Origin of the sequence: Calothrix sp. NIES-3974 (assembly GCF_002368395.1) — a bacterium.
GTDB lineage: Bacteria > Cyanobacteriota > Cyanobacteriia > Cyanobacteriales > Nostocaceae > NIES-3974.
In genome coordinates this window covers 1,645,972-1,667,827 of record NZ_AP018254.1, presented here as the reverse complement: position 1 = coordinate 1,667,827, position 21,856 = coordinate 1,645,972, and the positions used below count along the sequence as shown (strand labels likewise).

The 21,856-nt window shown below is 42.2% G+C and carries 17 protein-coding genes; 8 read left to right on the top strand and 9 right to left on the bottom strand.

The genetic code is table 11. The features are described from left to right. Positions 1 to 11 precede the first annotated feature (11 nt). A complete protein-coding gene (locus tag CDC37_RS06515; protein WP_096621029.1) occupies positions 12 to 1,736 on the bottom strand; it encodes an ABC transporter permease in 1,725 nt (574 codons plus the stop codon). A 596-nt stretch (positions 1,737 to 2,332) separates the two neighbouring features. Here CDC37_RS06515 and CDC37_RS06510 point away from each other — a divergent pair. Further along, complete coding sequence (locus CDC37_RS06510) at positions 2,333 to 3,109, top strand: TVP38/TMEM64 family protein (RefSeq protein ID WP_096625966.1); 777 nt, start codon at positions 2,333 to 2,335, stop codon at positions 3,107 to 3,109. A 235-nt stretch (positions 3,110 to 3,344) separates the two neighbouring features. On the opposite strand, the gene CDC37_RS06505 is transcribed toward CDC37_RS06510, so the two are convergent. Next, positions 3,345 to 3,662: a 2Fe-2S iron-sulfur cluster-binding protein gene (locus CDC37_RS06505; RefSeq protein WP_096621028.1), complete on the bottom strand. Its 318-nt coding sequence runs from the start codon at positions 3,660 to 3,662 to the stop codon at positions 3,345 to 3,347. A gap of 296 nt (positions 3,663 to 3,958) precedes the next feature. On the opposite strand from CDC37_RS06505, the gene acnB reads away from it, so the two are divergent. Continuing rightward, complete coding sequence (gene acnB, locus CDC37_RS06500) at positions 3,959 to 6,574, top strand: bifunctional aconitate hydratase 2/2-methylisocitrate dehydratase (protein ID WP_096621027.1); 2,616 nt, start codon at positions 3,959 to 3,961, stop codon at positions 6,572 to 6,574. Positions 6,575 to 6,869: 295 nt separating this feature from the next. Here acnB and CDC37_RS06495 read toward each other — a convergent pair whose 3' ends face one another. The 4 genes from CDC37_RS06495 to CDC37_RS06480 form a co-directional block, all read right to left on the bottom strand. Then, positions 6,870 to 7,511: an EcsC family protein gene (locus tag CDC37_RS06495; protein ID WP_096621026.1), complete on the bottom strand. Its 642-nt coding sequence runs from the start codon at positions 7,509 to 7,511 to the stop codon at positions 6,870 to 6,872. A gap of 407 nt (positions 7,512 to 7,918) precedes the next feature. Then, positions 7,919 to 9,571, bottom strand: coding sequence for a hydroxysqualene dehydroxylase (locus CDC37_RS06490; RefSeq protein ID WP_096621025.1), 1,653 nt, complete (start codon positions 9,569 to 9,571; stop codon positions 7,919 to 7,921). A 24-nt stretch (positions 9,572 to 9,595) separates the two neighbouring features. Further along, positions 9,596 to 10,162 carry a hypothetical protein gene (locus CDC37_RS24870; protein ID WP_197707046.1) on the bottom strand — a complete coding sequence of 189 codons (567 nt, stop codon included), beginning with the start codon at positions 10,160 to 10,162 and terminating at the stop codon, positions 9,596 to 9,598. A 263-nt stretch (positions 10,163 to 10,425) separates the two neighbouring features. Further along, on the bottom strand, positions 10,426 to 11,634 hold the full coding sequence (locus CDC37_RS06480) for an MFS transporter (RefSeq protein ID WP_096621024.1): 1,209 nt from the start codon (positions 11,632 to 11,634) through the stop codon (positions 10,426 to 10,428). Positions 11,635 to 12,129: 495 nt separating this feature from the next. Here CDC37_RS06480 and CDC37_RS06475 point away from each other — a divergent pair, with 495 nt between their 5' ends. From CDC37_RS06475 to CDC37_RS06455, 5 genes are all read left to right on the top strand, one after another. Next, positions 12,130 to 12,564 carry a ferritin-like domain-containing protein gene (locus tag CDC37_RS06475; RefSeq protein ID WP_096621023.1) on the top strand — a complete coding sequence of 145 codons (435 nt, stop codon included), beginning with the start codon at positions 12,130 to 12,132 and terminating at the stop codon, positions 12,562 to 12,564. A 149-nt stretch (positions 12,565 to 12,713) separates the two neighbouring features. Then, on the top strand, positions 12,714 to 13,661 hold the full coding sequence (locus tag CDC37_RS06470; RefSeq protein WP_096621022.1) for an FTR1 family iron permease: 948 nt from the start codon (positions 12,714 to 12,716) through the stop codon (positions 13,659 to 13,661). A gap of 374 nt (positions 13,662 to 14,035) precedes the next feature. Further along, positions 14,036 to 14,497 (top strand): ferritin-like domain-containing protein, encoded by a 462-nt coding sequence (locus tag CDC37_RS06465; RefSeq protein ID WP_096621021.1) that lies wholly within the window; start codon positions 14,036 to 14,038, stop codon positions 14,495 to 14,497. A gap of 353 nt (positions 14,498 to 14,850) precedes the next feature. Continuing rightward, the gene (locus CDC37_RS06460) at positions 14,851 to 16,035 is read left to right on the top strand and encodes a vWA domain-containing protein (protein ID WP_096621020.1); all 1,185 of its coding nucleotides are present in this window, start codon (positions 14,851 to 14,853) and stop codon (positions 16,033 to 16,035) included. 263 nt (positions 16,036 to 16,298) lie between these two features. Beyond that, positions 16,299 to 16,535 (top strand): hypothetical protein, encoded by a 237-nt coding sequence (locus CDC37_RS06455; RefSeq protein WP_096621019.1) that lies wholly within the window; start codon positions 16,299 to 16,301, stop codon positions 16,533 to 16,535. Between the two features lie 397 nt (positions 16,536 to 16,932). Here CDC37_RS06455 and CDC37_RS06450 read toward each other — a convergent pair whose 3' ends face one another. After that, on the bottom strand, positions 16,933 to 17,760 hold the full coding sequence (locus tag CDC37_RS06450) for a hypothetical protein (RefSeq protein ID WP_157780667.1): 828 nt from the start codon (positions 17,758 to 17,760) through the stop codon (positions 16,933 to 16,935). Between the two features lie 945 nt (positions 17,761 to 18,705). Between CDC37_RS06450 and CDC37_RS06445 the strand changes: the two genes are divergently transcribed. Next, complete coding sequence (locus CDC37_RS06445; RefSeq protein WP_096621017.1) at positions 18,706 to 19,008, top strand: RNA recognition motif domain-containing protein; 303 nt, start codon at positions 18,706 to 18,708, stop codon at positions 19,006 to 19,008. A 312-nt stretch (positions 19,009 to 19,320) separates the two neighbouring features. On the opposite strand, the gene CDC37_RS06440 is transcribed toward CDC37_RS06445, so the two are convergent. Together CDC37_RS06440 and CDC37_RS06435 are read right to left on the bottom strand one after the other, a co-directional pair. Next, positions 19,321 to 20,346, bottom strand: a complete 1,026-nt coding sequence (locus CDC37_RS06440; RefSeq protein ID WP_231943235.1) for a tetratricopeptide repeat protein — start codon at positions 20,344 to 20,346, stop codon at positions 19,321 to 19,323. Between the two features lie 506 nt (positions 20,347 to 20,852). After that, positions 20,853 to 21,332 (bottom strand): NADAR family protein, encoded by a 480-nt coding sequence (locus CDC37_RS06435; RefSeq protein ID WP_096621016.1) that lies wholly within the window; start codon positions 21,330 to 21,332, stop codon positions 20,853 to 20,855. Positions 21,333 to 21,856 lie beyond the last annotated feature (524 nt).

The window sequence follows — 21,856 nt, the reverse complement described above, 5'->3', positions numbered from 1 at the left end:
TATTGCCTTCCCTAGAGATGATATTTCGCTTCGGCTAACTGATAGAGTTTTCGCCATAGCAGACGGTTCAAACCCACGACAAACAGACTCATCATACCAATACCAAGGGTGATGCGGGGCCAATCTCCGGCAAAGGTGGCTTCTGCAATATAGGTACCTAATCCAGTGGCGGTCAGGGTCGTCGATCCCCAAGCCACAACTTCGGATACAATACTGGCGTTCCAGGCTCCCCCACTTGCGGTTACGCCTCCCGTTACCCAAGCCGAGAAAATACCGGGAATAATTAGTTTCCGCCAACGCTGCCAACCTTTCAAACCAATATCTGTAGCCATTTCCCGCAGATCAGTGGGAATGCTCTGAGCGCCAGCAATTGAGTTGAACAGAATATACCACTGTGCCCCTAGTGCCATCAGCAAAATGCTCCCCCATTCGATGCTAATGTTGGTACGGATGAAAAACAGGGTGGCAAAGGGAAAAATGAAGTTGGCCGGAAAGGAGGCGAGGAACTGCACCACAGGTTGTAGAGTACGGGCCAACTTGGGGTTAAATCCGATTGCCACGCCGATAGGTGTCCAAATTACCGTGGCAAACACCAGGAGGACTGTCACCCGCAGCAGGGTCAGAATACCGAGTCCAAAGGTTTTGAACACTTCCCCTATGCCCACTGTAGTCAGGATAAAATGCAACGCCCAGGCAACAAGGAAACCAATAATCACCAGTAAAACGAAGTTATACAGGCGATCGCTCTGTTGTTGTGTGGTATCAAGTTGAATAGTGGATTGGGAGCGGGTGAGTCGAGACAAAACACCGTTAATAGTTTCCCTAACTGGGGTAAGTGCCTTGCCTAGCATTCGCGGAATCCGTGCCGCTTGTAACAGGTCATACACCCAGGATTCCGGTACTGACCCGGAAGCACTTTGCTCCATGCGAAATTTGTCTGACCAGGCAATTAGGGGTCGCCAAAATAACTGATCCACCAACACGATCACAATCGCAATGGTCAGCAAAGCCCAGCCCAACGCCACCAAATTTTCAGCCGCGATCGCAGCTGCGACATAGGAGCCAATCCCTGGTAGGGTGTACTCCTGATTGAGCACGCTAATGGCTTCACTAGCCGCCACAAAAAACCAGCCCCCACCAAAGCTCATCATGGCATTCCACAGTAGTCCAATTGTGGCCGATGGAACTTCCAGCTTTGTAAATCGTTGCCAACGCGAAAGTTGGTAGAGGGTCGCCGCTTCATCGAGTTCTTTGGGAATCGTCCGTAGGGACTGATAGAAGGAAAAGGTCATGTTCCAGACCTGACTGGTAAATATCGCAAAGATAGAAGCTGCTTCCAGTCCGAGTAAGCTACCCGGAAACAAGGCGATAAAGCCGGTCACCGTAATTGAAAGAAATCCCAGTACGGGAACAGATTGCAAAATATCCAGCAGTGGGATCATCACCTGTTCAGCTCGGCGACTATTGGCTGCAATGTAGCCATAAACCAGCGTGAACAGGGTAGAAAAAAACAGGGCAATAAACATGCGCAGGGTCGATCGCCCTGCATAGTACGGCAAGTTCCGTGGATTGAGATCGATTGTGGGCACAATTTCCGGAGGTTTAAAACTAACCAGTGCCCCAGCCCCAATCTGAGCAATCAATGCCAGTAGAACCAAAGTACCAAGAATGACGGCAATATCTGCCAGCCCAAAAGGAAAACGCCGTAGCGCTTCGGGAGATGGGAAGGTTTTCATGAAGACACTAGCGATCGCCCAAATAAAAACATTCCTATTGTCTCATAAACTGGTTCAGCCTAATCCAGGGTAAATAGCTTAAATACTTACTCAAATTTGGATGGAACTCTGGAAAAGATTTTGAGGTTTTAATATTAGTTTAATATTCAAGTTGCATAATCAAAAACACAGGCGATTTGCAGGATGTCATCCATCTTATTTGAACACAGCCAAACTAGAAAATAGGTCATTCCTTGTTTGTAAATCAGGTGTAGGGAATGGGAAAAACACTTTCATCTCAAAGAGAAGTTGCACTACGTGCATCTACAGTTTTCGGTGTAAGTATTACATGTAGGCAGATTCTTAATTCTTTCGGAATTTGTGAGAAATCCGGGTTAAGCACAAATTAAAAACTAACTAAGCAAAAATATTTTTGAAACTGGAAGAAATCACCTATGCACCAATCTGTAAATCTGAATTGGACTGTTTCCCCACATGAACAGGACCTACCCAAAGACCACGTAAACACCGTCATCGCGACCTTAGGAAGCAATCCCAAACACTTGATTTCTCACAACGAGTGCGTAAGTCCTAATAAAAATAAAACCATCCCCGAAATGTCAACTAGGAATCAGCAAAGATTTATTAAATATAAATTTCCAGCTAAATTTATGTTCCTGGTGCTGATGACATTTGCTCTGACTCTTGTATTCACCACAGAACCAGCTTTAGGACAAGAATCAGCACAAAGGGTTTCCGGATTTAATCCCCAAATCTGGTTAAAGGATGCTTTACTGTGGATTAACGGTCTGGGTACTGAGGGAGCATTAGCATTTATACTTCTCTATATTGTGGCCACTGTTGCTTTTTTACCAGGGTCAATCCTGACTCTAGGTGCAGGTGTCGTCTTTGGTGTGGTGATGGGTTCAGTCTACGTGTTTATTGGTGCAACTATCGGTGCGACGGCTGCTTTTTTAGTTGGACGTTATTTGGCGAGGGGGTGGGTTGCTAAGAAAATTGCTGGAAATAAGAAATTTCGCGCGATTGATGAAGCTGTAGGTCGGGAAGGATTAAAAATCGTCCTGTTAACCCGACTTTCTCCTGTGTTTCCTTTTAATTTATTGAAATATGCCTATGGGTTGACGGGAGTTTCCCTCAGAGACTACGTGGTTGCCTCTATCGGTATGATACCTGGCACAATTATGTATGTTTATATCGGTTCCTTAGCTGGTAATATTGCCACAATTGGCACTGCATCTCAACCTGGTAATCCGGGTGTACAGTGGACAATTCGGATTATTGGCTTCATCGCTACTGTTGCTGTCACCATTTATGTGACTCAAGTTGCTCGCAAGGCTTTAGAAAATGAAGTTTTAGAATCCAAAGATCGATGAAAATCAGCCATTGGATTGGTCTTTCCCAGAAGATTCAAGATTTAGGAAGAATTAAGATTCAACACCAGAGTACTCCTCCTGTCTCCTGTCTCCTCTGAACTATTTAAGTAGGTCGGTGCAATTAAACATAAAACCGCAACGCAACCGTTCATTCGTCTCCCAGCCTTACTCCCGTACAGACAACCCGACAGGTCGTCTTTACTCCCTGATTTCCCCGACAATTTTTACCACCCACCTACTTACCAAACTGCTTTTGATAAACAATTTCTTCCTGGTCAGTAATAATTTTCAAATCGGAACGGGGATAGGCAACGCATAATAATACATAGCCTTCAGCTTGCAAATCCGGACTAACACCCATACCTTCACTTTGATCAACAGTACCACCATTGGTAATTTTTGCTGCGCAGGTGGTACAAACTCCAGCATGACAAGATGCAGGTAATTCCAAACCTTGTTTTTCCGCTACCGATAAAATGGTTTCGTTTTCCGGAACTTGGATTGTTAAACTTTGTCCTTGATGGTTAATTTCTACCGTATAGGTTTGAGTCATATCAATAAAGTTGCGAGGAATGTAATCAACTAAGTTTAAAACCAACTAGCCAGCTTGTACCTGGATGATGTGGTGCAATACTCCACAGGAATCACTACGCGAATCGCAAGAAAAACTGCTATTGATTCCAATCCCAGCCATAGTGGCTATACAGTGGTAATTATAAGCCCTTGCCAGACAAATTTTGATTTTTAGGTAGGTGCTGTATTCAGTTGGTGTTGACATCGGGAACCATAAATCGCACTGGCTAAGTAACCGTCAACACCAAATAATTTGGATCAGAATTGGAGAGTAGAATGCTGGAATCATACCGTCAACATGTTGCCGAACGCGCCGCCCTGGGGATACCACCCCTACCACTAGATGCACAGCAAACATCAGAACTGTGTGAATTACTGAAAAATCCTCCCGCCGGAGAAGAGGAATATTTACTGGGATTGATACGCGATTGGGCTTTGCCCACACTTCGCGATCGCGTTCCCCCTGGTGTTGATCCAGCAGCCTATGTTAAAGCCGGATTTCTCACAGGGATTGCCAAGGGGGAAATAACCAGTCCCGTGATTGCTCCGGAAAATGCGATCGCTTTGTTGGGGACTATGTTAGGAGGTTATAATGTAGGTGCTTTGATTGAGCTACTCCAGTCTGAGGATAGCCACCTCGCCCAAGCTGCTGCCACAGCCCTATCTCACATCACCCTCGTTTACGATGCCTACCACGATGTCATCGACTTGGCTGCAACTAATCCCTGGGCACAACAAGTAGTAGATTCCTGGGCTGAGGCCAACTGGTTTACTTCCCGTCCCACCCTCCCCGCAGCAATTACCGTCACCGTATTTAAAGTTCCTGGAGAAACAAACACCGACGACCTCTCCCCCGCCACCCATGCTACCACCCGTCCCGACATTCCCCTCCACGCTTTGGCAATGTTGGAAACTCGTCAACCCGGTAGTTTGGAAACTATTGCCCAGTTAAAACAAAAAGGCTATCCTGTAGCCTATGTCGGTGATGTGGTTGGTACTGGTTCCTCCCGTAAATCCGCCATCAACTCCCTCCTTTGGCATCTGGGTCAAGATATCCCCTTCGTCCCCAATAAACGCGCTGGTGGTTACATCCTCGGTGGAACCATTGCCCCAATCTTCTTTAACACCGCCGAAGACGCAGGTGCATTACCCATCGAATGCGATGTCACCCAGATGGAAACGGGAATGGTAATCACAATCCACCCCTACAAAGGCGAAATTACCAACGAAAAAGGGGAAATCATTTCCACCTTCCAACTCAAACCTGATACCATTCTCGACGAAGTGCGTGCAGGTGGACGTATTCCCCTCCTCATCGGTCGCAGTCTCACCGACAAAACCCGTGCAGCCTTGGGATTACCTCCCAGCACCGTCTTTACCCGTCCCCAACCCCCCCAAGACACCGGTAAAGGTTATACCTTGGCACAAAAAATCGTTGGTAAAGCCTGCGGTTTACCCGGAGTCCGTCCTGGTACATCCTGCGAACCAATTATGACCACCGTCGGTTCCCAGGACACCACCGGACCCATGACCCGCGACGAACTCAAGGAACTGGCTTGTTTGGGTTTCTCTGCCGATTTGGTCATGCAAAGTTTCTGCCACACTGCTGCCTATCCCAAACCGGTGGATATTATTACCCATAGGGAACTACCAGACTTTTTCGCCCAACGGGGAGGTGTGGCATTACGTCCCGGTGATGGTATTATCCACTCCTGGTTAAACCGGATGCTATTACCCGATACCGTCGGAACAGGTGGCGATTCCCACACCCGTTTCCCCCTGGGTATCTCCTTTCCTGCTGGTTCCGGTTTGGTTGCTTTTGCCGCAGCCTTGGGGGTAATGCCCTTAGATATGCCTGAATCCGTTTTAGTCCGGTTTAAAGGCGAATTACAACCCGGTGTCACCCTGCGGGATATCGTCAATGCCATTCCCTACGTCGCCATCCAAAGGGGTTTACTCACGGTTGAGAAACAGAACAAGAAAAATATCTTTGCTGGTAAAATCATGGAAATCGAAGGTTTACCCAACCTGAAGGTGGAGCAAGCCTTTGAACTCACCGATGCTACCGCCGAACGTTCCTGCGCTGGCTGTACAATTAAACTCAGTATCGAAACCGTTTCCGAATACCTGCGCTCCAACGTGGCACTGTTGAAAAACATGGTTGCACGGGGTTATGGAGATGCCCGCACCATCCTCCGTCGCGTTGCCAAGATGGAGGAATGGCTAGCCAACCCGGTATTAATGGAGGCAGACTCCAATGCGGAATATGCGGAAATAATTGAAATTGACCTGAACGAAATCAAAGAACCCATCGTCGCTGCACCTAATGACCCCGACAATGTGAAACTTCTCTCGGAAGTAGCGGGAGACCCGGTACAGGAAGTATTCGTCGGTTCCTGCATGACCAATATCGGTCATTACCGCGCTACCGCCAAGGTATTAGAAGGAGCAGGTCAAGTCAACACCAGACTTTGGATTGCACCCCCCACAAGAATGGACGAAACCCAGCTGAGAAAAGAAGGGGTATATGATATTTTTGTTGCCGCTAATGCCCGTACCGAAATGCCAGGATGTAGTCTATGTATGGGGAACCAAGCCAGAGTTGCAGATGGAACCACCGTATTTTCCACCTCCACCCGCAACTTTAATAACCGCATGGGTAAAGACGCACGGGTGTACCTCGGTTCCGCCGAATTAGCCGCAGTTTGTGCATTATTAGGGAGAATCCCCACAGTACAGGAATATTTGCAAATTGTCGGCGAGAAAATCCAGCCCTTCGCCGACAATTTGTATAGATATTTGAACTTTGACCAAATATCAGGTTTTGTAGATGAAGGAAGGGTAATTAGTCAGGAGGAAGAAGCGAAGATTTTGCAAATGAGCGCTAGATAATACCCTAATTTGGATTTTGGATTTGAGATTTTGGATTACCAGGACTATGTAATGAACTTATTTGGCTCGCTCTTAGTTGTGCTTTCGCACTAAAGGCGAAGCCTTCATCCACTTTCGCGGTAAGCAAGTTACGTAAAGTAGTGCTACTACTACAATTATCTTTAGCGCTACCACAAGCAAGTAATAATTACTTAACCCACCTACTGATAAGCTGTTCACATTTCCCAAGAAAAGAAGTCGGGTTTTGAGGAAAAACATCTATGAAACAAGATGACCCTTCTAAAAATCCGACTTCTCACCTAACGCAAATTATGTTATTATCATTGTCATCATTTTTAGAAAACATATTTTTGGCCGTATTTCCACACTTATTCACAAAAGCTCCGTCAAAGAAAGCTCCAACCATTCCACCTGCTAGAGGTACTAATTTCATTAAGTTGATAACTCCTTTTTCTCCAGCTTTAGTAATTAATCTGAAACCTACTTTTTTGTTGATTTCTATTAACACCTTACCGGGAACTTGGCTAATCAGGGATTTAGTGACTTTTGTTCCTAAATTAATGCCAGCATTTTTAAATATTTCCGTTGTTGAATCCCCAATTAGTGTTAGTAGTATGAAAGTACGTACCTGATCAGACTGAATGTCGTATCCCCTGAGAAAGGCTATAGCCGCTGATGTATTTGCCGCCAAAGCATAGGATGAGGCAAAAGAGGCAGGAATGCTAAGAGGTAGGGCGGCTAAACCGCCTAGGCCTGTTACGAATCCTGTGGTGGCAGCGTAAGTTGTTCTCCAGGATATAATTGAATCTATCGCTTTTTCACAGTCATTTCCACAGTTACTCAAATGATCTTCAGCTACTTTCTCGGCAGGAGGTAGCACCCCGAAGCCCTGAATCCCCACATTCACAATCCAATCTAAAAGTTTTTGAATGCTCATAATTCATGAATTAAAAATACTTTACATTTTCTACATTTTCAAATGTTATTGCTGAAATTGTAGAAGGAACATAAACCTGTCTTCCATCGTATTTTTACTGTAAAGATAATGAATATTTGATAAATAAAAATATCCTATAAACGCAACCACAAGAGGTTTGCTGAAAAATATTTTTGCCAAATAGTTGTCCCAGAAGTCGGGTTTTGAGCATAGATGCTACATGTCTGTACTAATCCCTACTCCCTATGAAGACTTCACCTATAGCGCTAAAGCCCTACTACAAGCAGAGATAGAAAATGAGTTGAATTATGTGATAAGCCTTTCAAACTAGATTGTCACCCCCCCAGCTACACTATTACCTACCCCCCACTCCCCACTCCCGATGGCAAATAATCACCTATAATCACCTATGGTAGCCAAAAATTGGGTAAAACTAATTTAGCAATATCGCGTACACTTTTATTAATCTCCCGCAGTGCTTGAATATGTGCTTCGTCTGCTTCCACAGGAATAATATTGGCATAATTTCCAGTTTGAAAATGGGAAATAACTAAATTAGCAGCTTCCAATCCTGTGACATAGGCTTTTTCTTGGGACCAGGAACCGTGACGATTGACAATCCAATCCCCACTCATAAAAATATTATCGAAACTGGTTTGGGCTGGTAATAAATAACGATAGCTTCCAGGAGCGAAATGGGAAACAGCTTGATGTAAGCGAATTACACTACTATCGATAATATTTGCTTGAGCGAATTCAGGGATGCAGGTTTTTAAATACCCTTTAACGATGGAAATAATCTCTTCATCTGATAGGGGTAAAAGTTGATTTGCGTGATAAAAATCTGCCTCAATCACGGTTAAAGGTTCATCTCGATATTCATCATGCAAAGCATTTAAATCAAAAAACGTCCAACCCGTGGTTTTATCAAAACCAAAACAAGCATTGGAAGGACGAGGTATATTAATCTTGCGATCGCGTAGCGACTCCTGTGGAGTATCGCGTAGCGACTCCTGTGGAGTATCGCGTAGCGACTCCTGTGGAGTATCGCGTAGCGACTCCTGTGGAGTATCGCGTAGCGACTCCTGTGGAGTATCGCGTAGCGACTCCCGTGGAGTATCACACCACAATCTAGTTGCTAAAACGTCAATTCCACCCAAATTAGATACTTCGCGAAATTCCTTGCGATTCCGTAAACTCGGACTACCAGCAACTATCTTTTTCATCGCGGTAATCCCCACAGCAAAAATCACCGCATCTGCGGCAAAAACCTCCTCACCACACACCACCCCCGTCGCTCGATTATTCTCGGTAATCACATCAGTCACCCGACGATTTGCATAAATCTTTCCCCCTAACTTCTCAATCCTTTCTACCCAAGGACGAAAGATTTTTTCCCCCACTGTTCCCCGACACCACACCACATCAAAATTCGGTTGGTGAGCAAGAATAAAATAATACAACATCCCCAAGGTCGCGGCTGCCGAACATTGTTCCCCTGGTGCAAATAACCCCACCAACAACATCGGTTCAAAGGCTTCCCGATATAACCGAGCCGAAACCCCAAACTGCTTAAACAACTCCCTTGCGGTCACACAATCATATCTGCGCCAAGCCTCATCCGAATTATCAAAATCCACCACCGCATACAACAACGGTAACGCACTCAACCTGTCAACCAAGGGTAAACGCTGAAACTTTGTGTAGATAAAAGTACCCAAAGGACTAGGTAAACGGGGTAAATCCTGGAAAATTGGTGACTCCACCTCCAATCCCAAGGGAGAATACTGACTCGAACGCGTCCAATCGGTAAACGGATTAATCCCTAATTCATCCACCAAAGAAAAAATATTGCGGTAGGGATACCAAAATCCATGAATCCCCGCTTCTACCGACCGACCCCCCGGTGTTTTCCAACCCGCAACCAAACCCCCAGGATAAGCACCCGCTTCCAGCAAGGTGACATCATAACCTTGTTTTGCTAAGTGATAGGTTGCACCCAATCCAGACCAACCTGCACCAACTACAACTACTTTCCGACCCTGGGAGGATTCTGACATACGCTGATCTCTGGAGAACTTTAATTAATGTAAAGCATTTTGTCCAGAAAGCGGATCTAGTTTTTGGGAACAGGAGGGAGATAATACAGATTGACTTCCTATTTTGCGCATAAAATCCGTCAATGCAGCTTTATCTTGAAAGGCTGCTCTAATTGTGTCGTTGTTATTGTAATCGATAATAACTTCAAATCTTGTAAACACACCGTTAGGATTACGAATATCAATGCTATTGATAGATTTAATTGCAGCATCTATCGTGTCAAATTCATACCTATGACTAAAAAGGGGAATCAGCGTTACCTTAACGATATAACGTTCTAAACAATTTATGAGTCTATCCATAAACTGGTTAATCTCCGATTGAGACACTCCCATTATTGCCTGTCGTAGTCTTTCTTTTTCGTCACGACTCAGACGAGCTAATTTTTGAGAAGCTTTAGTATAGATTTCGTCTGGAGTTTGTTCATCAAATCCAATATCAAAACTAATTTCCCTAAATCCTGAAACAACATCTAGATAAGGAATATAAATGATAGCAAAGCCATTATTTCTCAACTGTTCTAAAGCTGATTTTGTAAAATCACCAGCCAAAAAAACGCCATAAAATGGAGCCGATAAGTGATGCAGTTCAATTATCGGTAAAACGGTTATATTTTGCTATCGATTGCATATAATAAATATCTTGGGACATGATATTTATTTGGTGTCTGAATGCATCCATAAGGAATTGAAAACTACCATGATTTCTACCCGCATCTTCAATCGGAGTGGAGTAGGCAATTCTCTACCTCGTCATTAATGGCATCAGACCCAATTCATCAATTACCCCTAAATTATAGGTTAGGTAAGTGCTGTTACTGCTGATTTTCAATGATCTGAGTTGATTGATTTTGTCTGCTCAAAATTTGCAACACCAATAGACCGAACAAAGTACTCAGACCAATCCCCAACCAGGTATACTGGGCTACATTCCGCGGTTGATCCATTGCCCAACCACCAATAATTGGTCCAATTACATAGCCGATAGTCCAACATTGATAGGCGATCGCAGTGTAAGCTCCCCTCAGATTTGCGGGTGCAAGTTCGGAAATCCAGGCTGATGAAGTGGGTTTATATATAATTGCTGCGATCGCAAATACGGCAAATACTCCCAATTGAGATATTTCCGTCATATCTGCATAATTACCTAAAATCGCCACAATCCCAAAACCCACACCCCATACACCCATCGATACCATTAAGGCATGTAGATAATTTAAAGCCGCGATCGCTCTAATCACGGGAACCTGTAATAACGCTCCTAACCCCACATAACCCCATGTAAATAAGTTAGCCACCACGGCATCCGTAGTCCCACCAAAGTTAACAAAATAAAGGGGTAGGGTTCCTCCCACCAGAGCAATATACATAATAAATAGGGTATTCACCAATAGATAAATCATTAACCGGGAATCCGTTAATGCCGTCAGCCAACCCTTTTGCATCTGGTGACTTTCCCCTGCTACACGGGTTTCCTTTGCCCCTAGGGCAAATAATAACAGTAAAACCCCAAAGGTAATCCCCCCAGCAGCAAAGACGTATTCGGCTGGTTTTACCACCTTTAACAACAATCCCCCTCCCAGGGTTCCCATCCCGAAACCGAGATTATCTGCTACCCCTAACCAGGAAAATGCTGTCTGTCGCTGTTCCGGAGTAGTTACATCCATCACGGAAGCATCGGCGGATGTCCAGTATAAACCCGTACTCAAGCCAAAGATAATATTTGCTAACAATAATAAGGGAAAATTGACAGTTATTGTCGCGAACGCGCAGGCAATAATTGCAAAAATACTCGCACCCAATAAGGTATATTTACGCCCAAATAATTGGGAATCGGTGAGAATTCCACCCAGAATATTACCAGCAAATCCAGCAACCGAACCACCACCAACTGCTAAACCAACCTCCGTCGCTGACAAGTTACCATAATTCACAAACACAATCGGCATATAAAACAACAATACAGCCGAACCGAGTTGGTATAGTCCTCTACCAATGGTTTGTATCCATACTTGTATAGGCATTTTGATTTGGGATTGACTAACAATAAATCGTGAGTACGCTGGTACGCCCTATCGGATACTTATACCAACAGACGCAACATACCGCATCCCTATTGTAAACTACTGTAAATATAATCTTCAATTTTCAGTTATTGACATAAGTTACTAAAAAGCCTATGATAGTTCAGATTAATTGCGAAAAAATAGCGATTAATTAGTAGAACTAATCATAAAAATCAATGACCCGTATTTTGAGCAAGGGAGTGATAAACCTTAATCAGAATTTGCTCCAAGTCCAGGTTGAAACCGGAATAATTGAGTAATTCGAGAATTTTGATAACAAAAGTTTAAGCTGAGGTTAAAATAATGGAAATGCGGAGGATATGACCATTTTATAACTACATAATGACGATACCCATCCAGGTGACACTACCACCGAAACTGCTAATGAAGAAACCTGGAAGTTCGTCTTCCGCATATTTTTATTGACCTATCGACACCCATATTTGACTGCAAATGCGAGAACTAGACCAACAAAAAGCCATTGATTTGCTCAATTCCATCATGGAATTTGAACTTGCGGGAGTTGTCCGTTATACTCACTATTCCCTGATGGTGACAGGTCCCAATCGGATTCCCATTGTCGATTTTTTTAAAGCACAAGCGAGTGAATCTCTACTACATGCGCAGCAGGTTGGTGAAATTCTCACTGGTTTGGACGGACATCCGAGTCTGAAAATTGCACCGATGGAAGAAAGCTACAAGCATACTGTCAAAGATATTTTGGAAGAAAGCTTGTCCCATGAACGTACTGCGCTGGATTTGTATAAAAAGCTATTAAGCGTTGTCAGTGATGCGAGTATATACTTAGAGGAATTCGCCCGGACAATGATTGGTCAAGAAGAGTTACATAATTTGGAACTGAAAAAAATGTTACGGGATTTTAGCTAATAGGATTTACTAAAGCCGTAATTCAGATGATTTCAGTGAGGAAATCAATTAAGGTGTGTCATCTTAAAAGTAAAGATATCGGTCATGTAACAGCGATAAACATGGCAATATCAAGAAATTAAGATGACTTTAATTTTTCCCAGCTACCTATGGATTTAAGTACAGGTTTACCAACATTTTTGATTACACTGCGAGAGGGTGTAGAAGCAGCTTTAGTTGTCGGGATTGTTTTAGCATTTCTGAAAAAAGCCCATCGCTCCCATCTAAATATCTGGGTTTATACGGGGGTAGGAGTTGGTATTGTTACCAGTGCCTTGTTAGGATTTTTGTTGAATGGGGTGGTTACTGTTTTGGAAGCAACCTATCCTCAGTACACAGGTATTATTGAACCAACCTACGAAGGTGTATTCTGTATATTAGCGATCGCCATGCTGAGTTGGATGTTGATTTGGATGACTCGACAAGCGCGATTGATGAAAGCTCAGGTTGAAGGTGTGTTGACGGAAGCTTTACAACAGGAAAAAGGGGTTGGTTGGGGGGTTTTTAGTTTAATTTTAGTTGCGGTTGTGCGAGAAGGTTTAGAAACAGTTTTATTTATTACTGGTAGTTTTAGAAATGGTCTAGCTGCGAGTTTAGGAGCATTAGCAGGGGTATTTGTTGCGGCTGGAATTGGAGTATTACTATTTAAATTGGGTGTTAAGATTAATATTCGTCTATTTTTCCAGGTGATGGGTGTACTGTTAATTTTAATTGTATCCGGATTAGTGATGACAGCTTGGAAGCGAATCGATCAAACAATGACTGCTTTAGTATTAGCAAATCCAGATGCGACGGGTTTATGTTTCTACTCTGAACAATTTGCTCCAGTCCATTCTTGCATATTAGGACCATTGGTGTGGGATGGAACTAAATTGCTACCGGAAAAAGAATTTCCCGGAATTCTTTTCAAATCCCTATTTGGTTATCGAGAATACATTTATCTGGTACAAGCAGTCAGTTATATTGTCTTTTTAATTTCTGTTGGTGGTCTCTATTTGCGTAGTTTGAATTCTACCCCACCTCAAACTAGTAACAAAATACCGATCCCGCAAAAATAGAACTGGTTCCAGTTAGTTCAAAAAGTGCATATCTTCAGTATCTTGGAAACATTCCCCGACTTTGATGAATAGGTTGGGGATATTTTTAGTTCAAATTTTTTCCAGACTGGATATTTTATACAAAATAATTACCAAGAAATCAGTATAATCCAGGATGGATGACAATCGTTGATCAAAAATACAGTAATTGAGATTCTGAAGACCTATATGAAGTCAAGAAGCACACCTATATTCTCTATTCTTGACACAAATTTAATTATCACAATGATTGTCTAGAATTCATCTTTACATGTAGCTGCGATTATAAATTAAAGCTAAATTTTGTAGCGCACACCAGAAAATCCTCGAAAGTAATTACTAAACTTACTAAACTAATGTTCAAACTAAGCCATCAAGAAATTCTCGAACTGCTCCAAAATATCGTCGAATTTGAATTAGCAGGAGCAATTCGCTATACCCACTATTCTCTCTTAGTAATAGATTGTCAAAAAAGTCCGATTATCGATTTTTTGCGCGAACAAGCGACTGAATCCCTAGAACATGCACAAAGAGCCGGAAAATTTTTTATTAGTTTAGGGGGAATACCTAAACCTAGAATTGCATCCCTAGAACAACCGACAGATTATTCAATCCAAGAAATTTTAGCTGCCAGTATTGCACATGAAAATCGTGCGATCGCAATGTATAAATCTCTGTTTGATGGGATTGATGAAACGGATGCAACCTATCAAGAAATTAGGCAATTTGCCCAAAATATGCTCACCGAAGAAAGTAGCCACCATCAAGAAATGCAAGCAGTATTAGCAGAATACAAAATTCTAGATGCCGATTTGTGATGATTTTTGAATTATGTAGAGACGACCCGACGGGTCATTTCCTGTGATGACTTGAAAAGTAATTCTCATCATCTTGAAATTTTATATTTAATCCCACCTATCTAACTAGACACACCTGCAAATTATTCAAAATCCGATTACAAATAAAATCCAAAAATCTAAGTTATATACTAATTTTGATATCCAATTTACAGCCAGGAGGAGGGAATAGGTAATAAAGAAAAAAGGTGATAATAAACCGTTATATCTGGAGAATAAAGATGATTTTCCATCGCTCAAAATCTTTCTGAATTACATCAAGCAAATTGAGTACAAAAGATACTGAATAACCAAAATCTAAAATCTAAAATCCCATGAATTCCCCCATTACTAAAGCCATCAGTGCCGCAGTTTTACGCTTACGAACTAAATCACCCTTCTTTGCCACACTCGCTTTATTTGCCAAATTTATCCCCACCAATAAAGTCGAAACTGCCGCGACAAACGGCAGAGATATTTATATAAATCCCGAATATTTCCTCAATTTAAATCCGAGACAACAAGACGGATTACTACTACATGAAGTCTTACATGCGGCCCTACTTCATGTTACACGTAGAGGTGTACGGGATAGTCACGTATGGAATATTGCAGCCGATATTGTGACTAATGGCATTATCATGCAACAATCAGGTCAATTTGATTTACCTGATGGAGCAATTCGGGACGAAAATTTAGAAAATTTTAGCGTTGAAGAAATTTATGAATTACTCATCCAAAATCAAGAAAATTTACCCGAATTAGCAATGGTTGACCTGCTTGAAGTTCCTATTACTAATGAGGAAGGGGAAACAAACTCCACCGATAACGACGATCAAAACCAAGAATCCAATCAACAATCAACAATCGAGGTGTCCCGTCAACAAGAAATGGAATCCCATTGGCGTAATGCTCTGCAACATGCAGCTATAATTTCCCAAAATCAAGACAAAGGCGAATTACCAGGGGGGATGACACGGGAATTTACTGCTGCTAACTCTTCTCAACTAGATTGGCGTAGCTATCTCTGGCGATATCTAGTCCAAACCCCGAATGACTTTTCCGGATTTGACCGCCGATTTATCGGCAATAAATTATATCTCGAAAGTCTCCAGGGTGAATCCCTCCATGTTTACGTAGCCATCGACACCAGTGGTTCCATAAATAACGATAGTTTAGGTAATTTTTTCACTGAAGTACGGGGAATCCTGCGTTCCTATCCCCACGTTCAGTGTCAACTATATTTCGTTGATGTGGAAGTGTACGGTCCCTACCAATTAGATGCTTCCACAGCGATTCCCACCCCGGAAGGAGGTGGAGGAACCAGTTTTACCACATTTTTTGAGCATATTGCTCAGGTCTGGGATGGTCAAACCACCAGTGTCATTGTCTATTTAACCGATGGCTATGGTACTTTCCCAGAGGAAAAACCCCAGTTACCTGTATTGTGGGTTGTTACTCCTGGAGGTTTGGATTCAAATAATTTTCCCTTTGGAGAGGTGGTTCGCTTAGTTGGTTGACGGGAAGGAATTTACCCCAAAATACTTATGTACAAATTCGCCGTTAAAGGGAAAATATCCCCATATTTGGGTATAAATGCATAATTTTTGCGGAATCAGTAAAGCAACTTTCACCGGAAATTGACTAAAAGAGTGGTTCTATACCCTTGACGTTCCCAAATTACTGTGATATCCAGGTGACAAATACATAAATCGGCAATAGTTCATCCCCCGAAAGGAAGAACTACTGCCGCAGACGAAATTAGAAAAGGATAACATATATCATGACACAAGCGACAGTTTCCTTCCACACAATTGACGAAAATTCTGCAAATAAATATCGAGCTAAACTCAAAGGGTGGGCGATCGCGCGTTTACTACCGGATATGAGTCGAGAGGTTGTTGCTCGCTTCCGCAGTCGTTCCGATGCAGAAGGACGGATGCAATTATTGCAACGCACAGCTCCAGGTACAAATTTCATGATCGTTTTTGACTGTCCGAACGAAGAACCCGCAGTTTAGTATTTGCAATCCTATGCAATCTCATCGATCTCAACTTGACAGACTTTACTGGTTCTGGGGAAAACTGTGTTTTGAATACTGAAATTTTCAGTTTTGCAAGTTGAGAATAATTTAAAACTATATCCAGTTAATTAAGCCGTTCTTTTCTTTGTGAGAACGGCTTTGATTTTTGTTTTCAGCTTGTATACAGGAGAAGTAGGGAGTGGGGAGCAGGAAGAAGCATGAACCCGGTAAAATTGACCTGGTAGGCTACTACATGCCTTTCTTTACTCATCAAAATTAATGGCACAGACCACCACTCCCTGTAAAGACTACCCATCGGGTCGTCTCTACGGACTATCCCCATATCCTTGGGACACAACCAAACCAGAAAATAGCTCATTTCCACGGACTATAACTATTCCGTTGCGACCATTGCATGTAATTTTGAGGTGAAGGTGAGGGAGGAATTATCCTCTGTGGGTGTGAATTGACCAATGGGGGGATGATTAGTTGTGGATGATGATTTCTCGATTTGTGCTGTTAATTTTTCGCTAAAATTATCCCTAGAATCATTTCTCTGGGTAATATTTCCCCTGGTGATCGGTTGACTTTGCTGGGGTTGAAAATGGGGGATGGGAGGATTGACGGTTTGGTAGGTTGATTTGGTTGCGAATTGACCGTTTTCACCGCTTTCTGGGGAGGGAATGTCAACTGGCAAATTTTGATATGGCTGTTTCCGATCCTCCGGAGAGAGACGATGGGAATCATGGTTAGGAATTTCTGGATTTATAGTGCTATCATAACCACTACCATTGAGTAAATGCATTTGTTGCTGGGAATGGGATCGCTGATTTTTTGTTGTATAGGAGGATGATGTCCCAGGTAACGCCAATGGTTGAGTTTCAGTCAAATTCACCGGAAACTTACTACAAATTAATCGCTCAAATTCCATGTTAAAATGGTAAGTTGCATGTTGGCGACGATGCCACATGGATAGTATCTGCTGTACCGAAAAAGCTTTGTAGCGACCTTGGTAAAGGGCTTCTATTACTGCCAAATGCAACCAATTCACTGGATAATGTCTTTGCCATTGGTTGACAATCTCCTGCGGTTCGTATCCACCTAAATCAAAACTGTAATGGGTTAATAGAGCTACTGCCAAGTCAGTGTAGGTATCCAAAGTTGCCATCAACGTCTGGTTATCTGCTTGCGGCAATAGGCATACATTTTGCTCGCGTTGCATATCGCCTATCGTGCTTTTTTTTACAGTGTTTTCAATCCAAGAATAATCATTCTATTTGTGCGATAGAATGTCTAGCCCTTTTATTAATACTATTTTATTTTTCCTCATTCAGGTTGTAGGTGCTTCTTCAACCTAAAGTCGTGCTTGTAAACAGGGAGTAGGAAGCAGGAAGTTGGGAGTAGCCTCAATCTAATGCTTACACTAGAACCGTAGATGCACATTCTTGAAGATAAAGGCCGTTTTCCCCCTCTCACTTTCAAGTCAGTTCTTCACGGGAAAAACCCACAACCAAACAGGAAAATAGCTGATTCCGACTCCCGACTCCCTACTCTCCACTCCCTATCTACAAGCAAGGAATGAGTTATTTACATGGTTTAGTTGTGTCCAAAGGACATGGTAGACTAGCTTGGGTATTCATGTTTATAAACCATTTACTTGATTTCGATTATTTTATTTTGGAACTGTCCCTGACGGGAATCTCGGTCTTGCGACCTTATCAAGGGAAAAATTAGGCTTTGAGATTGCCTAATATCTTCACCTGCGATCACTCCCCTAGCTTGATGCCCTAATGTAAATAGGTAGTTTATGCGCAAATCCCGCAATCGTAAAGAATATATATCACATTTTCCTCCAATAACAAAGTATAAATTCTGGTTTTCAAAGTTAAATATTAGACTAGGTTTTCCGTAGCCAGGTTGGTGGATTGAGTTCGGTCATCACCATTGGCATTTTTTCGATATGTAAAGTTTTGTTGCTTTTTGTAAAAGAAACACTAAATACTTTAAAGTGCGCTACACTGGGGGTATGTTGAGAATTAATTCGGCAGACAGTGTTTGTTTTTAGTATTGATAGGTTTTAGTAATTGTTAGGCTTTTCCTTTTGGTATTCACAGACTTTTCTCCGACGATTAAATCTCTACATGTTTTATGATTTCGGAGACAATCTATGTCAGTTTATGTAGGTAATCTTTCTTACGATGTAACGGAAGATAATTTGAACGCAGTTTTTGCGGAATACGGTTCTGTGAAACGAGTGCAGCTTCCCGTTGATCGTGATACAGGTCGCTTGCGCGGTTTTGGTTTTGTGGAAATGAGTTCAGATGCAGAGGAAGAAGCTGCAATTGAAGCCCTTGATGGTGCTGAATGGATGGGTCGTGACCTAAAGGTTAATAAGGCTAAACCCAGAGAAAACAATCGAGGTTCCTTTGGTGGAAACCGAGGTGGTTACGGTGGTCGTAATCGTTACTAAATAAATTGGGACAATAAAGTAATAATTTATACCATTTTGCTGTCCGTCTAGGGATTTTAGATTGCGAAATATTTGCTGTATAAGCTCTTCATATTTCCATCTGTTTTAATTCAATTTTTCAAATTAGTATTACCTTGTTTGATTTTTTGAAGTTGGCTGGTAAAGGGTTCAGGCCTTTGTTGCTTGAGCCTTTTTTAGTATGACACCATCGCAGTAGATGTTTTAGATGTGCGTAGCACAGTTTTCCTCTATACCCTCCAGTTGATCGGAATCAAAGACTATTCACTACTTCCTACTCCCTTGCGAATTAAATCAACCGATTTGGGAGAAGGAATGTATTTGTGTTTGTACAAATTTGAGTAGGTTGAGGGTCTTTTGGTAGGCGATTTGGTTGTTTTGAGTGGAAAATTGCTGAATAGCGGTTTTTAAGTCAGCGATCGCAGCACTTTCATAACCGAGATAGTGGTAAGCCATACCTCGGTTAACATAGGCATTGGTATTGCTGGGATTAATTCTGACTACTTGGCTAAAATCACGGATGGCATCGCGATAATTACCTTGTTTTCCACAGCTACAACCGCGATTAAAATGGGCAAATTCGTGGATGGGATAGGTGCGAATTGCCAAGTTAAACTGGTCTATAGCGCTGTTGAGGTTGTGGAGTTGGAAATAGGCTAAACCCAGGTCGTTGTAAATATCTGCAAGTAGGGATGGATGGTGGGAAGGGTGACAGGTAAAGCTGATCAGGGCTATGTGATAATCATGAATGGCTTGGGGATAGTTACCGAGAGCAGTGTTTGCGAGACCGCGATTGTAGTAGGCTCGAAAGTCACCGGGATGGCGGATAATTACTTGTTGAGTATTGTTGAGGGCTTGTTCATAATTGCCGATTTGGTAATAGCTGATACCTCGATTTAAATAGGCTTCCGTGTTATTGGGATTGAGGTTGATGGCTTGGTTGCAATCTGCGATCGCATTCTCGTATGCTTGGATTTGAAGGTAGGCTAAACAACGATTACTATAGGCACTAGCAATGTGGGTTTGTTGCGCCATTTGCTGAGAAAATGCTGTAATTGCCAGGGGATAGTTATGACTTTGCATCGCCATAATTCCCTGATTCATCATTTCTGTTGTAGTTGCTGGGGAAGGGGAAGAAGGGTTGGGAGTCTGGGAATTATGAATATTTATTTGCCAATATAGGATAGTTGCGAGAATAAATGTGGTAATAATAAGCAAAAACCATCTACGCTTAGATGGTTGACGTTGGGTTGGGTTTTGAATATCCGGAGATAGCATTTCACCCGTCTGAGGACGAGAATAACTTCCGGTTTGTGACATGATTCACCATTTTAATTTTAATTGCTAGTTACCCCAGCCTAGCACAATCCTATTTGAAGCCGTTGTCAATTTTAGAGTTTCTTTTTATTCCCCTAATTTATACTTTACACGGTCAATCAGTGAACTTTGATTGGAAATAGCTAATACTTAAAGTTCAACAGTCAACCGTCACCAGTTAACTGTCAACAAACCAAAAGGGAAATGTATCAGTAATCAGTATGCAAAGTTGTATAACCATTCTGAGGGGTTGTTTAAAAAGTCATTTTTAATACTTGAATTATCGTTTTTGGGAGCAGCAAAAGAAGCGACATGTCGCGTCTGTACTCTCGAAGGAAAAATCCGTTTTATAACCCCACGTCCAGAGTCAGGACGATAGTCAAAATAGTGATAATTAATACTTGACCAGCATCCTCTTATATCGATTCTCTTGTATTTTGCAATAAATGAAACTATAATAATCAACGGTTACAGCCCCTAATATGTAGCAAGCATGAGCGTAAAGGATATTAGTGGAACAAATATTCTGTTTCCATGACATGATAAACTTGGCGCAGTTCTGTTCGCACATCCATCAAAATTCTTCCCAGTTGATTTTGTCCAGATTTATCTGCACCACACCCCCAAAAATAATCTCTGGGTGAATCTTCGATTAAAATTTCCTCACCAGTATTCAACAAGATATGACGAATATCTGCATGGGTCGAAAATTTCTGCATCACAGCACGTCTCATAACTTGGATTTTAACTAAATCCCAATCATCACGAATTGTGCGAGAACAATCTCTCCCTAAAGCCGCAGCTATTTCTGGAGTTGGTGCAGCTTGAATTAAAGGAATAATTTTTTCATCAATACTACCAACAAATTTTTGTGATTGATAATAATGCTCAACGGTCATCCAGTATGTCCCTTGAATTTCGATTCCATGCAGGGAAAAGTTGGAAAAACAACCGTAGGCATCACTGGCTTTATAAAAGTATATAGTCATTGCCAAGATTTTTCTCAAATGTTAAGTATTTTACATTTTTGATTATAGATTCAACCCAGTCCCGTTGGGTTCTCAATTATGATTCTTGCTCGTACATAGAGGAAGTAGAGACGACCTGTCGGGTAGTCTGTACAGGGAGTAGGGAGTAGGCGTTATGTAAACATTACACCAGAATGTATGAGAATATAGGATTTATCACAAGTAAGTTTATAGTAATCCGATTTAAGTAGTGAAAATATAGGTTTTAGTTATATCCTGCGGGAAACTGGTGACTGTCAACGGTTAACAGTCAACGACCCCATATCTCAGATTTTATAATTCATTTGGGGTTGCGATATTAAGTCTTGAGTGACGGATGAATTTTCCTTTTACTCCCTACTCCCTGTAGAGGTCTGCCAACTTTATTTTGATGAATGGTTACAAGGGAGAAAGAAATCCAAGTTTAATCCAAAATCCATAGACGCGTTGGCGAAAGCCATGCCTTTAGGCTAGTGGACCGACCGAAGGGTAATCTAAAATCCAAA